Below are 15,626 nucleotides of genomic sequence, written 5' to 3' on the forward strand. Positions count from 1 at the left end.
CTGCAGTGTAAGAGAAGATTAATAGAGCGGAGATGCCGTTTCATCGATGAAAAGTCATTGATGAAACGGCTCTTTTTATGGATTGTATGTTAGTTTTGTGTCTGCTTTGAAAAAATGGTGTAATAGTTTATGGCCTCTTCTTCCATTAACGAAAAATTGGCCTGCAGCTTTTGAATAATACGCTGTTTCGGGATGTTTTCGGAAATATTATCCTGAATAAAGACCTGGATGCCTTTTTCCTTCCCCCGTTGATACCCTTCCTCCATCAACATCTGTCCGACTAATGTCATCTGCATCTCCTCCTCCAGTTTTTTCGCGTATACCCGGTCAATGATTTTGTCTGTAAAGGTCAGGATTCCGGCTATTACCTTCAGCTGGCCCTCCCTGTCAGGCAGTCGTTTACCGAGATTTACGGCTTTTTCAATCGTTTCCTGCTTGCGCTTTTTTCCTTTTACGGTCAGCGGCAGAATCATCAGTTCCATCAATTCTTCTTCCGTCAGTTTTTCTCCGGCGTCGATTTTGTTCTTCAGGCGGTCGTAGATCTGACTGCCGTCTAAATGGATTAAGTAGGCGGATTCCACGACCAGGATCAGGCCTCCTAAATCATACCGTTCTTCTGCACGCTCCACATCGGCCGTATAGATGACAACCATCTTGAGCTGCTTTAAATCTTTCAGTTCCCTGCGAATTGCAAAACGGCGGATGACTCTGGCAATGTAATTGAGATATTTTACGAAGTTTTCTCTGCTGAAGGAGGATTCATAGTCGATGATGGCTAAAGAACCGTCGCTTAACAGGAATAAATTGTCCAGCCTCAATTCATTGCTTTCGATGACGGGCAGGTTCGTAGGCAGGATATCCACAATCTTTAGCTCCGGAAGTCCGAAAGCGGAGAGACTTTTTCCTTTTAAGGTTTTTGCCATCAGCTTGGATGTAATATCCTTGTTCTGATATGCGATTTCTTCCATTTCTTTTTTTTCTCCTTTTATTATACGTAAATAAACGGACAGTTTCAAGAGTTCCGTCCTTAAATTATCAAATCGCATCACCTGCCTTTAGTCCGGTTTTTCATGATTTCAGGGATAATTTTCTGATGTTGTTTGAGATATTCAGAACATCACCATCTTCCGGCAGAATGCGGAAATGGGATAGGATAATCATATGACAGACGTACGGAAAAGTCAAGTATTATTTACCTGAATAAATGGTAAGCTTCAGCACGCATCTTCGCAATAATGCTTCTACGCATCATGGCGATGGAAATTCTTAAATTCCCGCGGCGATATGCCATACTCCTTCTTAAAGGAACGGTAGAAGGAAGAATAGTCTGGAAAACCGCAGCTCTCCCATATTTCCTGGAGCGGGACTCCGGACAGGATTCCGTTTTTGGCCGCGATCAGGCGGCGCTGGATCACGCAGTGATGGAAGGACACCTGCATGTTCTTCTGAAAGGTGTGGGAGATGGTGGAGGGGCTTACGAGAAAATGCTTCGCCGTCCCTTCCAGCGTGATCTTCTCCCTTAAGTGTTCGTCAATGTAGCGGAATAAATCATCCACCAAAACGCTTTTTTCCGCGGCCGGCATCTGCAGATCCTGATAGTAATAGGTGCGGCTTATGTGGGCCATGAGGCTGATTACTGCGGTCCGGGTGCAGTATCCCCAGCCCAGCTTCTGCTCCTCCGTCTCCTTTAAGGCAGCGGAAGCAGCGGAAAAAAGCCCTGACCACGTCGCCCGGGTGGAGCGCAGAAGATAGCTCCCGCGCTTCTGACACTGTTCAAAGGCAAAATTCAGATCCGGAAATTCCTCGCACTGCTGATGCCAGTAGGCGGCGTTGATCCAGATGACGTACCGGGAATACGGTTCCTTAAGCGGCTCCGGAAAGAGCGGCTGGTGACTGACTCCGGGCGGAATGAGCAGAATATCCCCCTGTTGGATGCGAAAGCGCTTGTCCCCTAAAAGATACTGGATATTGCCGCTTTTGCAAAGCAGGATCTCATAAAATGTATGGCTGTGCAGGAAAACATGGCCGGTATTGTCTGTATTGGTCTGAATGCGGATTTCCGTACAGGAATCCTCCATCTGTATTTCTTTCCAAAAATTAATCATAGGACCTCCATGGTTAAAATGCATAAAAAGTTGAAAGAATATTATTGAAAATAAATAAAACCTCATAACTTATTTGCAAGAATTACAATGTATAATGCAAGATGCGCAATTTAAATTGCTAAAACTACACAATATAATAGAACTATAACAAATGAACATAAGAATTTCAAGTCTTATGGGGAGAAAAGGAGAGGTTTTATGAAAGAGATACGAAAATTTGGAATCAGAGACCAGATCGGATATGTATGCGGTGATATGGCGGGCAGCTTTGTGAACCTGTATGTCGATGCATTTTTCCTCACATTCTGTACGTATGTGCTGGGAATCAAGGCAGCGTGGATGGGAAGTATGTTTCTGTTTGCAAGGCTGTGGGATGCATTTAACGATCCGATGATCGGTTCCTTTCCGGACAGATGGCAGATAGGAAAGAGTGGGGACAAATTCAAACCCTACATTAAGATTGCAATGATTCCGCTGGCTATATCCGGCCTGCTGTGTTTTGCTGATGTCAGCAGCTGGGGTTCCCTGGCGAAACACGTCTGGGTCGTATTCGCTTACATCGTATACGGAATGAGCTATACCGGAACTTCCATGCCATTTGGCTCCATGGCCTCTGTTGTGACCAATGACCCGATTGAGAGAACGAAGCTTTCCAGAGCCCGTTCCATCGGCGGCACAATCGTCGGAATCGGAGCCATTTCACTGGTTCCTCAGTTCGTATTCAACAAAGCGGGCGAAGTCGTGCCGAGTGGTTTCTTCAAGGTAGCGGTGGTATTCGGAATCTTATCCATGATCTGCTACTGCCTGCTGCTGCATTTTACCACAGAGCGCGTTCGTCAGCCGAAGGTGGAAGGCGAGAAGTTCAATTACGGCAAGGTGTTAAAGAGTGTATTTAAGAACCGTCCGATGCTGGGCGTTATGCTGGCAACGGTAGGAAGCCTTCTGTTCATCACCGGCAACAGCCAGCTGGGAAGCTACCTTTACAAAGAATTCTACCATGCGCCGCAGGTGCTGACGCTGGTGTCCTTAATCAGTATTCCGATTATGCTGGTATTCTTCCCGCTGATCCCGAAGCTGAGCCAGAAATACGGAAAACGCAATGTCATTTTAGTATGCTCCGGTTACAACCTTGTGATTTCCCTGATTCTGTTTATGATGCCGATTCAGAACGTGTACCTATTCCTGGTGATCAACACCCTGGCGACCAGCGGACAGACGGCATTTACCATGCTGATCTGGGCGTTTGTTACGGACTGTATCGATTACCATGAGTACCAGACCGGAGAGCGCAGCGACGGAAGCCTTTACTCCATCTACACATTCTCCAGAAAGATCGGTTCCACGCTGGCATCCACCATCGCTTCCTTCTCACTGGGCGCGATCGGCTATATTTCCGGTATTGAGGCACAGACTGCCGCTGTCGCCGGTCATATTCGTTCCCTCTGCACCTTTATTCCGGTAGCGACCTGCGTGCTGGAGCTTCTGGGCATCGGACTCGTATATAACCTGACCAACAAGAAGACGACGGAAATGTACGCGGTACTGAAGAAACGGAGAGATGAGGGCGAGAATCAGGCATAGGAGTGAGGAGATGCGGAATGGAAAAAAAGATCGATATTCATCTTCATTTGAGTGAACGTCCGATTCCCGACGGGCTGGGAATGAAGATATCCAGCGGTGCGGAAATGCTGCCGCATCTGGATGAGCTTGGAATCGGGTTTGGAATCATCATGTCGTCGGGCGAGAAACAGGCGATGTTTGGCTCCAACGCTTCGTGCAGAAGAATCGCGGAACAGTATCCGGACCGGTATGCCTGGATGTGCGGCCTGGATGAGACGGAACCAGAGACGGTATACGAGAGGTTAAAGCAGTACCGGGAAGAGGGCGCCGTCGGTGTCGGAGAACTGGCTGTCAACCACAGACTGGATCATCCGTTTTTAGAGGCGGTATTTCAGGCGGCGGAAGCTCTTGGCCTGCCGGTGCTGTTCCATATGAGCCCGGAGGAAGGCTTCCAGTACGGTGTGGTGGATGAGCCGGGGCTGCCCCTTCTGGAACGGGCTTTAAATAAGTACCCAAAGCTGATATTTATTGGCCACAGCCAGCCATTCTGGCACGAGATATCGGGCGGCGCGGGGATATCCCGGGAAGAGCGGTATGAGTGGGGAAAAGGGCCGGTGACGCCCGGCGGCCGGCTGGGTCAGCTGTTCGAAAAATATCCGAATTTGTATGGAGATTTGTCGGCCAACAGCGGCGGATGCGCCATGATGCGGGATGAGGCGTTCGGTCTGGCGTTTCTGGAGGCCTGGAAGGACCGGCTGATGTTTGGAACGGACATGGTAAATGTGGACATGGAATTTCCGCTGGGCGGATGGCTGGATCAGAAGGTGGAGGAGGGAGCGCTTTCCATCTCCGCCTGTCAGGCCATTGTGAGCGGCAATGCAAAACGTATCTTTGGGCTGGGCCGGAAGCTGGCTGTAAATGCGGAAGAAAAGACCGATGAGAAAACAGAAGAGAAGATGGTGAAAGGAGATTAGGGATGGAGGAAATGAGAACGAGGATTCTGCCCCGGATGCTGAATGACGAGGCAGAAACGTATCTGACACGCAACGATGTCATCATTGTTCCGGTGGGAACGGTGGAACTCCACGGGGGACTGCCCCTTGACAGCGAAACGGTAATCAGCGAGGCATTCGCTCTCCGGATGGCAGAGGCGGCCGACGGGCTGGTGCTGACGGGACTGCCGTATTTCTACGCCGGTGCCACGGCCATCGGACGCGGAACGACTCAGGTCAGCGTGCGGGAAGGCATCGACTATCTGGGAGCGATTGCGAGAAGTCTTCTCCGTCAGGGCTTCAAGCGCCAGATTTACGTCAGCTTTCACGGCCCCGCCCATATGACCTGCTGTCCGATGATCCGGGATTTCTTCGATGAGACTGGCGTCCCGATTCTTTATATGGATCTGACGATGCAGATGTTCCAGAGTGCGCGGGATTTATTCAAGACAATGGACAGTTTTCATGCCATCACAGTCGGCGCGTACCAGATGATGGGCCGTCTGGAGGATGTTCCGTTTACCACGGGATACTGCCATCAGGAGCCACAGACGACGAAGCCGTTTGACCATCTGTTCAGCCTGGCTTACCAGAGCGGCAGCATCGGCTACTGCTTTGGCGACGCGAAGGATCATATGAGTACGCCTGCGATTCCTGACGCGGCCAGGAGAAAAGAACTGGCGGACGAAGGGGAGATGCTGATCAATGAGATCGTAAAGCGCCTGGATATGAGAACCATTACAGAGGAAATTAGGTCTTTGGAAGCCTTTGAACAGGAGGTTATGGAGCGGTATCCCTGGATTCCGGCCGCAGGCGGGCAGAAGAGATGACGGACGAAATCGAGAAAGAAACAGAGAAGGAAATCGGGAAAGAAATAGAAAAGATAATTGAGAAAGAAATTGTGAAAGAAATGAAACAGGAAATGAAGAAATCAGAGATACAGACGGAGTCCGGCGAATCGTCTAAGCTGATCGGGACACCGTGCGGAACTGTGAGAGGAACTGTCTCCGCAAAGGGAGACTGCATTGTCTATAAAGGAATCCGCTATGCAAATGCGAAACGTTTCCAGTACCCTGAGGAGGTGACGCACTGGGACGGCATCTATGAGGCCGACCGGTTCGGAAACTGTTCTTATCAGCCGAGAGCGTTCTATGATGAGGAAAAGGTGCCGGAAAAGGCATTTTATTACCATGAATTCCGGGAGGGAGAGTCCTACACCTACAGCGAGGACTGCCTGTTCCTAAACATCTGGACGCCGCTGGAGCCGGAGAACGCACCGGTTCTGTTATATATTCACGGAGGCGGATTCAAGGGCGGATGCGGCCATGAGAAACATTTTGACGGCGCGGCCTACTGCCGTCAGGGAATCCTTGTGGTGACGATCAACTACCGGCTGGGACCACTTGGATTTGCCTGCATGGAAGAGTGGAAGGCTGAAACGGGGCACGCCGGCAATTACGCCATGTACGACCAGATGGCGGCCTTATCATGGGTCCGCCGCAATATCGCCGCGTTTGGCGGCAATCCGGACCGGATCACCCTGATGGGACAGTCGGCCGGCGCCATGAGCGTGCAGCAGCACTGCCTCTCCCCGCTGACGAAAGGCAGCATCTGCGGAGCCATAATGATGAGCGGTGGCGGTGTGACGGAAGGATTTGCCGCCGCCGCGTCTTTGAAGGATGTGGAACCCTTCTGGCGTGAGTTGGACCGCAGGGTGACCGAAGCGAGCGGAAAGGGTATGAGGGAGGCAGAGCCCGCTGTAATCTTTGAAGTATTTAACGCGCTGTCGAAGGAGCGCCCCGACGTGGCCATGGTCTGCGGCCCGATTGTGGACGGTGCGTTTTTGCCGGAGCCGGCCATGGAAATCGTCAGAAACGGCGGGGCTCACGAGATCCCTTATCTCATGGGCTCTACCAGTGAGGATATCGTTCCTCCGATTGTACATAAGATGGCAAAGGGATGGGCAAGACTGCAGTCTGACCTGGGAAGATGCCCCTCCTACGCATTCTTCTTTGACAGGCAGCTGCCGGGGGATGACCGGGGCGCCTGGCATTCCGCGGATTTGTGGTATGAATTCGGTACGCTGGAAAACAACTGGCGTCCGTTTGAGGCCTGGGACCGCGAACTTTCAGACTGTATGGTGCGCTGCTTTTCCAATTTTATCCGCACCGGAGATCCCAACGGCGGCGGCCTTCCCCAATGGCTGCCTATGAAAAAAGGCCAGAACCGTGTCATGCGTTTCGGTGATAAAACCGTGGCAATGGGATACGTCTCCATTGCGAAGCTGAACCATACCATGCGAACGAAACCTTCGGTTGGTGAGTAAATAACCTAAAAATTGTCCGGATTCCCGTCAAAACTGTCCTAGCAGTGTTGGCGGGAAATCTGTTATACTGATAACAGAACAATAAAAGGAGAGTGTATGGGACATGTTATATCCAATTTTAACGCAGTCAAGGGGACTGATGGATTTAAGCGGCGTCTGGGCATTTAAACTGGATGAAGGCCGGGGATTTGAAGAAAAATGGTATGAACGGCCACTGGAGGCAGCAATGACTATGCCCGTTCCGGCGTCTTACAATGATTTAAAAGAGGGAGAAGCGTTCCGTGACCATTACGGCTGGTGCTTCTACCAGAGAACGCTGGCGGTGCCGTCCTACATGACGGGTCAGCGTCTGGTTCTGCGCTTTGCCGCAGTTACACACATTGCGAAGGTTTATCTAAACGGTGAACTGATCGCAGAGCATAAGGGAGGCTTCCTCCCGTTCGAGGTACAGATCAACGAGTATCTGAGAGAAGGGGAGAATCTCCTGACGGTGGCGGTGGACAACCGAATCGACCATACCACCCTTCCGGTCGGCAGCGAGTCGGGCAGCGGTATGGGAGACTTAATGGGAATGGGAGGAGGAAGGACCTCCAGAAAGAGAAACAATCCCAACTTCGACTTCTTTAATTACTGTGGAATTACCCGCCCTGTCAAGCTTTATACGACTCCGGCTGCGTATGTACAGGACATCTTCTTAAACGCGGAGGTGGATAATACGACAGCGCGTATTGCCTACCACCTTGAGACCGCGGGAGAAGCAACAGCGAAGATCGCCGTATATACGAAGGACGGCAGGCTGGCGGCGGAAGCGGAAGGAACCGACGGTACCCTGGAGATTTCCGATGTTGTCCTGTGGCAGCCGCTCTGCGCCTATTTATATGAGGTGAGAGTGACCTTCGGTGAGGATGTCTACTCCCTTCCTTACGGTGTCCGCACTGTAAAGACGGAAGGCGGAAAATTCCTGATCAACGGCCGTCCGTTCTATTTCAAGGGCTACGGCAAACACGAGGACACGTTCCCGGCCGGCCGAGGGCTTAACATGCCTATGAACACGAAGGATATTTCCCTGATGAAGTGGCAGGGAGCCAACAGCTTCCGCACGAGCCATTATCCGTACAGTGAAGAGATGATGCGTCTGTGTGATGAAGAGGGAATCGTGGTGATCGACGAGACACCGGCAGTCGGAGTTCATTTGAATTTTGGAGGCGGCGCAAACTTCAAGGACGGTAAGCGGGTCAACACCTTTGATCCGCCGGAAGATGGCGGAATCCGGACGCACGAACATCATATGGACGTAGTCCGCGATATGATTCTGCGTGACAAGAATCACGCCTGTGTTGTCATGTGGAGTATTGCCAACGAGGCCGATTCCGGCGGACCTGGCGCCTACGCTTACTTTAAACCGTTATACGATCTGGCAAGGGAGACCGATCCTCAGAAACGTCCCTGCACCATCGTCAGTGTCCAGATGCCTAATTACAAGGAGGACTGCACCATCCAACTGAGCGACGTCTTCTGCTTAAACCGCTATTACGGCTGGTATGCCTGCGGCGGCGATTTAGACATGGCAAAGGAGCTGTGCCGGGAAGAGCTGACCTTTTGGAATTCCCTCGGTAAACCGTTCATGTATACAGAATACGGAGCGGACACAGTAAGCGGCTTTCACGACACGACTCCGGTGATGTACACGGAGGAGTATCAGGTAGAGTACTATAAGGTCAATCACGAGGTAGCGGACTCCCTGGAGAATTTCGTAGGCGAGCAGGTATGGAACTTTGCCGATTTTGCCACCAGCCAGAGCCTTCTCCGGGTGCAGGGCAACAAAAAGGGAATCTTCACAAGAGACAGAAAGCCGAAGCTGGTCGCCCATTACCTCCGCAACCGCTGGACGAAGATTCCGGAATTTGGATATAAAAAATAGTAAAGATACAGTGGTGATAAAATTCCTTTTCGAATCAGAAAAAACCATGAAATCAGCTGTTTGACATTTCTATGTACAAATATTAGAATGAAGAGGCTGGTACAGCATTGTGCAATTAACAGTGAATAGAGCAAGCACTCTATTCATCATTAATTACGCAATGCTGTACTGGTTATGTGTCTGTTCGCCTTAGGCGGAAAATACGGTGTATGGGGGAAGGCGTGAAAGAATATGTTATCTGTAGAAAATTCTAAAATGAAAGATCGCAAATTGATACTTATGGCAAGATTCTCCATAGACTATACACAGGATAAACTGATTCCTGAAATAGAAACGAACTGTGTTGAATATCGTGTAGATCCTCAGTTAGCCGCAAATTTTCAAAGAAATAAATTTGCGGCTAACAGTCTGTATTTTCATCATGCTCATGCTTATGCAGATATACCAATCGGTCAGGAATATGAAGCAATTGCTCGTATGTGCCGGGGTATCATCATACCCGATTCCATCTTGCGATGTAAGACAACTGTACTCGCTTTCTTTTCGGCTTACAAAACGCAGCCCTTTCCTCACGCGAGTCATGGACATCATGAAAACAGCCTGATACAGTTTCAAGATGGAATCCCAGATATGATTTTTGATCTCTATGAAATTACAGACAAAACAACCTCTCTTGCGTATACACCGGACATTTGTCTGTGTACTTATGAAACCCTCAAGGCAAATGGCATTAAAGATTTTTAAATGTGAACCACTGGAAAAATCATACAGTTTGAAGCAGCAAAACAGGATGCTGCAGTAAAAGAGGAGGCGAGTGGCTTTTTAATTTCGACTTATATGCCGAGCGAGTCTGATAATTATAATTGCTTCGACTCATTGGTATAAGGCGTCGATCCGATACGAATGGCCGTATTCCGTTCAGCAGCGGGATGCAGTCATTTTTTTGTTGTCTGCCTGCGCCTCCGTGAATCCGTTGACAGGACCGAAAGAGTCAATTTCCGTGTATGATTTGGTTAAGATATGCGTAGATCGTGCCTGGAAAAATGATTACAATGAGATAGAACCAGGGGTGGTAGGATTCTGACCAGACCGAATAAGTACAATAAACAACGGAGGAGAGAAAAATGAGACAAAGAAGAGTGATGGCAATTATGATGGCGGGGATTTTATGCGTATCAACGGCCCTGACAGGCTGTGCGAAGGCACCGGAGAAAGAACAGACCGAGGCGCAGGCCATGGAGCCGGCACCGGTGACCCTGTATTTGACGCGGCACGGGAAGACCATGCTCAATACGACAGGGCGTATGCAGGGCTGGTGTGATTCTCCGCTTACGGAGGATGGCGCGGCGGTGGCTGAAAAACTGGGACGCGGGTTAAAAAAAGCCGAAATTACTTTTGATGCGGTTTATACAAGTGACAGCGGCAGAGCAATGGAAACGGCAGAGCTGATCCTGAAGAATAATGGACAGCCGGAGGTATCCTTACAGAGAAATCCCAAAGTCCGGGAGGTGTGCTACGGAATTTACGAGGGTGCCATGCCGGCGGAAGCATACACATCGGCTGCAAAGGCACTGGGCTATGACAGTGTGGACGCTATGATGGGAGCGGTCATGGGAGGCAAGCTGAAAATAGAAGAAGCGGTAACTGCAATGGCGAAAACCGATGAGAGCAAAACCGCGGAGACGTGGGAAACTGCACAGAAGCGGGTAATGGAAGGAATCCGTGAGATCGCGGGTGAGGCCGCAGAGCGCGGGCAGAAACAGGTTTTGGTGGTTTCACATGGGATGGCCATTTCAGCAGCAGTTGCTGCCATCGACCCGGATGCAGCAGCGGGAGAACTGGGAAATGCCTCCATCACAAAAATTATCTATGACAACGGAACGTTTACCGTGGAATCAGTAAATGATATGAGTTATATAGAAGAATAGAGATCAGCAAGAGGGTAGAAAAGGATAGGAAAGACGGCGATTGACCGTATTTTCCCTATCCTTTTTCACTTACTATAAAGAGCACTTCAAAGTTTAACGGAGCCTATTCCTTATCCAGCTCTTTTGCACAGCTGAGATAATAGTGGCGGCCGTTCGCGCTGGTTTCCAGTCCGGCGAGTTGTCTCAGACTTTCGGCCTTCCAACGGCGGGCGTTTGTTTTCTCCTCTTCGGATACGATGTCTCCGGCGCCAAGAAGAAGGTCGCAGAGCTCGGAAGCCCACTGGAATTCCGATTCCTCCAGAGCCGTTTTGACAGCTGTTGAAATGGCCTGCTCACCGCCGGCCAGTTTTATCAGATTGCGGGAATATTTCTCCGGTGCGGTACGGTTTAAATTGGACGGATTGCCGTCAAACCATCCCACATATCCCTGATAGATGGCGCGCACAGACCACTGTACTGTGCCGTAATACTCCTGCAGATACGGCAGGCTGCGGTAGGTTTCAGGAAGAACCACCCGGGCGGCGGTTTCGTCCTGGGAAAGCCCCTGACTGATGCAGGCGAGAGTCTCATCCAGGATGTAGCGGATGGCCTCCTTAAAATTACCGAGGACCTCTGTGATCCGGTCGTGTCCCAGGACCGGAAGCATGTGGCCTGGAAGCAGGGCCTCGGCCGGATAACTCATGATACGTTCCAGGCTGTCCACCCAGGCGGCTATGTCGCGGTACTGTCCGCCGCGGATGGCATAGAGATTGGGCCAGCAGCCGTAGTAATTGTCGCCGCAGCACATGATTCGCTCCTCCGGAAGCCAGAGAAAGATCTGGTCGTCCGTTTCGCCGACCGCGGATACCATCTCGAAGGCAACTCCATCGATGGTGCGCGTGACGGAATCTTCTGTATAAAGTGTGGTGGGAGGAAGAAACGAGTAGACGCCGTCACCGATGGCGTGGCCTTCCCGGATCCCCAGACCCTGGGTAATGAGCTCTTCGTCGGTCAGTCCATAGCCGAACTGACGGAAGGTCCTTTTGTTTAAGATTGGATTAATTCGTTCTGTCCCCTTTAATACGGCCTTTTGGGGCGCGAAGGCGATGATCTCCTCCACCGTGTCCCGGAACGCGCTACAGCCGCCCCGGTGATCCGGATGGCCGTGGGTGAAAATAATAGTCTTCACGGGTTTATCCGTCAGACGGGACAGCTCATCCTTCAGGCGTGCGGCTCTGGCATCTGAATCCAGGGTATCGACCAGAATCAGGGACGTATCCCCTTCTACGATAATACAGTTGCTGTGCCCCCAGCCGACTGCGATACGGACGCGGTCGGTGATTGTTATCATCTTTTTCGGAAACGCAGTATCATTGAATTCTTTTAATCTTGCTTCAGCATCATTACTTAACAAGTATATCCCTCCCAGCATTTGTTTTTTCTCATTTTACCACAATTCCAAATACTTTACAAATGACTGCTTCCCTGAGTATAATGAACAGTAGTACAGAAGGAGCGGCTATAACCAGTGATCGAAGGGAAAGGAAAAAAGTATGAGTGTAGGATTTACGTGTCAGGCAGTGGTTCAAGATAAACGGTTTGTGAAGCAGATGATCCGGATGCTGGGAGAGGAGAAGCGGTATGAGGTACGGCAGGAGGAAGACTGTATGCGTGTGGGATTCTGCCGGCTGGGAGATGTGTTTTTTCAGTTCAGCTCCGGGCTGGACGGGGAAATTCCGGCGCAGATGGTCTATGGAGAGTGCACCTCCAGTCTGGCGGGAGCGGGATTTCACGCCGCGGCGGTTCACTTCGTGGAGGAGCTTGCCAGAGAGACGGATCTGGAATTTATCCTGGATGATGAGACCGGCTATGGGGTTGACCATGATTTTGAACGGATGAGAGACGAACATTTTTACGGATGGCTGAAAAACCTGGTTGCGGTATGCCAGGAGCGGGAAGAAAAATGGCCGGATGCCGTGTCCTTCGGTCTCTGCTGGGATCTGGATCAGTACACGCCGGAGGAGGTTCCTGGCACCGTGTTCACTCCCTTCGGCCGGTTCTCAATCCAGAAAATGCTGGGCTGGGTGGAAAATGAGGGGATTGAGCCCTTGGCAAAGGAATTTTTCATCTGGAATGAGCCGGGAAGAGATGCGGGATATTACAGAAACACGGCTCTCAGCCTGATGTGGGAAGAGTGCTGTTTCATGCCGGGCAGCAGGAGCGAGCGGGATAAACGGATGAATGACCGTATCATTGATAATCTGGAAAAAGCCCTTCTCTTAGACCGGTGCCTTCCATTTCCAACGGAGGAATACATCCTGCTCTGCCGGCTAAATGGAAGAGAGCCGGAGGCTGTTTCGGATGTGCCGGTGTATGAACCGGATTATCCCATCGGCTACAGGCGCGGGAATGTGCGGGATAAGATCGGCACCATGACCTTTGTGGTTCCGGGCTCCTATCTCTATGAATACGATGAGGACAGCAATTCTCATTTATGGTATGACGGTCTGGAGGAGGACTGGCATGCGATCCGGATTACGGCGTTAAAAAGCAGAGAGGAGAGCCCGGAGATCACGGAGCGGATTTTCGACGGCGCAGAGGGAGAACCGATAAGCGGAGAGAATGGCTGCTTAGCATACCGGTTTGCGTTTGCCGGAACCACAGAGCATGAGACGGACGGTCCGTGCAGCCAGTATGTGGGGGAAGTGGCAGGCGGATATCAGATCGCACTGATAACGGCTTCCTGTGAACACAGGGAGGACGAATGGGCGGAAGCGTTCTTTCGGAGCATGTCCCACTCACCGGAGGCAAATCTGGAAAAATGATAAAGAAATGGATATCCGGTTATACTAATTCCATCTTAGAATCCAAGGAGGAACACAGGATGGAATTTACACCCTATATCCGTTTTAACGGAAGCTGCCGGGAGGCGGTGGAATTTTATGCGAAGGCGTTCGGAGCGGAGCAGCCGAAGTTTCTGACCTTCGGGGAGAGCGGGGAGAATCCCGCATGGCCGATGCCGGAGGAGGCGAAGAAGCTGATTATGCATACGGAGATCACTGTGAAGGGAAAGAAACTGATGTTTTCCGATACATTTCCGGGTATGCCGTATGAACAGGGAAACCACATTACGATCGCTCTCATGCCGGAGGACGAGGAGACGGCCAGGAAGATCTTCGGGCATCTGAAGGAAGGCGGTAAGGCAGAGATGGAGCTCTCGGAGACAGCATGGAGCAGCTGTTTCGGTATGGTGACGGACCGGTACGGCATCGGATGGCAGATCAATGTCCTGAGAGAGCACTGACCGGGAGTGCAGATCAGGAGCACTGACCGGGAACACTGACCGGGAACGCCTGCCGGCAGCAGGGGATAAAGAACTTTGCAAATGCGGCGGTTAGTGATATGATAGATAGAAATGTTACAGGTAAAAGGATTGAAACACCATGTCAGACACAGCAAATGATTTTTCAAAAGGCAGTATCGTATCAAATATCATGAAGCTGGCGGTCCCTATGACCATGGCCCAGCTGATCAATGTACTCTATAATATTATCGACCGGATCTATATCGGGCGGATTCCGGAGAATGCCACGCTGGCTTTAACCGGCCTGGGGCTCTGTCTGCCCATTATTTCCATGGTTATCGCGTTCGCCAATTTATTTGGCATGGGTGGGGCACCGCTGTGCTCCATCGAACGCGGCCGCGGCAATAAGGAGGAGGCGGAGATGATCATGGGCAACTCCTTCGTCCTGATGGTAATATTCGGAATCGGGCTGACTGTGGTGGGACTGGCCCTCAAAAAGCCCATGCTCTATCTGTTCGGGGCCAGTGACAACACGTATCCGTATGCGGATCAGTACATAAGCATCTATCTTCTCGGAAGTATTTTCGTGATGATCGGTCTGGGGATGAACAGCTTCATCAACTCGCAGGGGTTCGGTACCATCGGCATGATGACCGTGCTCCTCGGAGCGGTCGCCAACATTATTCTGGACCCCATCTTTATCTTTACCTTTCATATGGGAGTAAGAGGGGCGGCGCTTGCCACGATACTGTCCCAGTTTCTGTCTGCCCTCTGGATCGTAAAGTTTCTGACGGGCGGGAAGGCGATTTTAAGGCTGAAAACTTCGGCGTTCCGGCTGCAGAAGGAGCGGGTGAAGAACATCGTGGCCCTCGGCATGTCGGGCTTTACCATGGCGATCACCAACAGCTCGGTACAGATCATGTACAATGCGTCACTGCAGCATTACGGCGGGGATCTGTACGTAGGGATCATGACCGTGATCAACTCTGTCCGGGAAATCATTTCCATGCCGGTTAATGGCCTGACGAACAGCGCGCAGCCGGTGATGGGGTTCAATTACGGGGCGGGAGAGTATAAGCGGGTGAAACGGGCCATTGTGTTCATTTCGGTGGTCTCCATCGCCTATACGACGGTCATGTGGCTGTTTGTCCATGGCTTTCCTGAATTCTTTATCCGCATCTTCAATCAGGACGCGGATCTGGTCAGGGAAGGAATTCCGGCCATGCGGATCTACTATTTCGGTTTTTTCATGATGTCGCTTCAGTTCGCCGGTCAATCCGTGTTTGTGGCGCTGGGAAAAGCGAAGAATGCGGTGTTCTTCTCGATTTTCAGGAAAGTGATCATCGTGATACCGCTTATGCTGGTCCTTCCTCTGATGTTTGGACTGGGAACGGACGGCGTGCTCATGGCGGAACCGGTGTCCAACTTTATCGGCGGGGCGGCCTGCTTCATCACGATGCTGATTACGGTGTGGCCGGAGCTCAGCGGTAAGAAAAAATAAACAGGGTCAG

13 protein-coding genes are annotated in these 15,626 nt (G+C 51.0%); 10 read left to right on the forward strand and 3 right to left on the reverse strand.

Going from position 1 to position 15,626, the window contains the following annotated elements:
- Positions 1 to 89 precede the first annotated feature (89 nt).
- Positions 90 to 968: a hypothetical protein gene (locus H8S75_RS03495; RefSeq protein WP_187019341.1), complete on the reverse strand. Its 879-nt coding sequence runs from the start codon at positions 966 to 968 to the stop codon at positions 90 to 92.
- A gap of 273 nt (positions 969 to 1,241) precedes the next feature.
- Complete coding sequence (locus tag H8S75_RS03500) at positions 1,242 to 2,105, reverse strand: AraC family transcriptional regulator (RefSeq protein ID WP_187019342.1); 864 nt, start codon at positions 2,103 to 2,105, stop codon at positions 1,242 to 1,244.
- A gap of 198 nt (positions 2,106 to 2,303) precedes the next feature.
- Here H8S75_RS03500 and H8S75_RS03505 point away from each other — a divergent pair, with 198 nt between their 5' ends.
- The 7 genes from H8S75_RS03505 (at position 2,304) to H8S75_RS03535 (ending at position 10,832) form a co-directional block, all read left to right on the forward strand.
- On the forward strand, positions 2,304 to 3,686 hold the full coding sequence (locus H8S75_RS03505; RefSeq protein WP_187019344.1) for an MFS transporter: 1,383 nt from the start codon (positions 2,304 to 2,306) through the stop codon (positions 3,684 to 3,686).
- 17 nt (positions 3,687 to 3,703) lie between these two features.
- A complete protein-coding gene (locus H8S75_RS03510; RefSeq protein ID WP_187019346.1) occupies positions 3,704 to 4,639 on the forward strand; it encodes an amidohydrolase family protein in 936 nt (311 codons plus the stop codon).
- A gap of 11 nt (positions 4,640 to 4,650) precedes the next feature.
- On the forward strand, positions 4,651 to 5,487 hold the full coding sequence (locus tag H8S75_RS03515) for a creatininase family protein (RefSeq protein WP_187019633.1): 837 nt from the start codon (positions 4,651 to 4,653) through the stop codon (positions 5,485 to 5,487).
- On the forward strand, positions 5,484 to 6,983 hold the full coding sequence (locus H8S75_RS03520) for a carboxylesterase family protein (RefSeq protein ID WP_187019348.1): 1,500 nt from the start codon (positions 5,484 to 5,486) through the stop codon (positions 6,981 to 6,983). Before H8S75_RS03515 ends, H8S75_RS03520 begins: the two co-directional genes overlap by 4 nt.
- A 103-nt stretch (positions 6,984 to 7,086) precedes the next feature.
- Positions 7,087 to 8,904, forward strand: coding sequence for a beta-glucuronidase (uidA, locus tag H8S75_RS03525; RefSeq protein WP_187019349.1), 1,818 nt, complete (start codon positions 7,087 to 7,089; stop codon positions 8,902 to 8,904).
- A gap of 231 nt (positions 8,905 to 9,135) precedes the next feature.
- Positions 9,136 to 9,648, forward strand: coding sequence for a hypothetical protein (locus H8S75_RS03530; protein WP_187019351.1), 513 nt, complete (start codon positions 9,136 to 9,138; stop codon positions 9,646 to 9,648).
- A 380-nt stretch (positions 9,649 to 10,028) separates the two neighbouring features.
- The gene (locus tag H8S75_RS03535; RefSeq protein ID WP_187019353.1) at positions 10,029 to 10,832 is read left to right on the forward strand and encodes a histidine phosphatase family protein; all 804 of its coding nucleotides are present in this window, start codon (positions 10,029 to 10,031) and stop codon (positions 10,830 to 10,832) included.
- Between the two features lie 103 nt (positions 10,833 to 10,935).
- Here H8S75_RS03535 and H8S75_RS03540 read toward each other — a convergent pair whose 3' ends face one another.
- Entirely contained in the window at positions 10,936 to 12,225 is a 1,290-nt protein-coding gene (locus tag H8S75_RS03540; RefSeq protein ID WP_187019354.1) for an alkyl/aryl-sulfatase, read from the reverse strand.
- Between the two features lie 139 nt (positions 12,226 to 12,364).
- Between H8S75_RS03540 and H8S75_RS03545 the strand changes: the two genes are divergently transcribed.
- The 3 genes from H8S75_RS03545 (at position 12,365) to H8S75_RS03555 (ending at position 15,616) form a co-directional block, all read left to right on the forward strand.
- Positions 12,365 to 13,636, forward strand: coding sequence for a hypothetical protein (locus H8S75_RS03545; protein WP_187019356.1), 1,272 nt, complete (start codon positions 12,365 to 12,367; stop codon positions 13,634 to 13,636).
- A 59-nt stretch (positions 13,637 to 13,695) separates the two neighbouring features.
- Complete coding sequence (locus H8S75_RS03550; RefSeq protein WP_002603662.1) at positions 13,696 to 14,115, forward strand: VOC family protein; 420 nt, start codon at positions 13,696 to 13,698, stop codon at positions 14,113 to 14,115.
- Between the two features lie 139 nt (positions 14,116 to 14,254).
- On the forward strand, positions 14,255 to 15,616 hold the full coding sequence (locus H8S75_RS03555) for an MATE family efflux transporter (RefSeq protein ID WP_187019358.1): 1,362 nt from the start codon (positions 14,255 to 14,257) through the stop codon (positions 15,614 to 15,616).
- Positions 15,617 to 15,626: the final 10 nt, after the last annotated feature.

The organism is Hungatella hominis (assembly GCF_014288005.1).
Classification (GTDB): Bacteria; Bacillota; Clostridia; order Lachnospirales; family Lachnospiraceae; genus Hungatella; species Hungatella effluvii.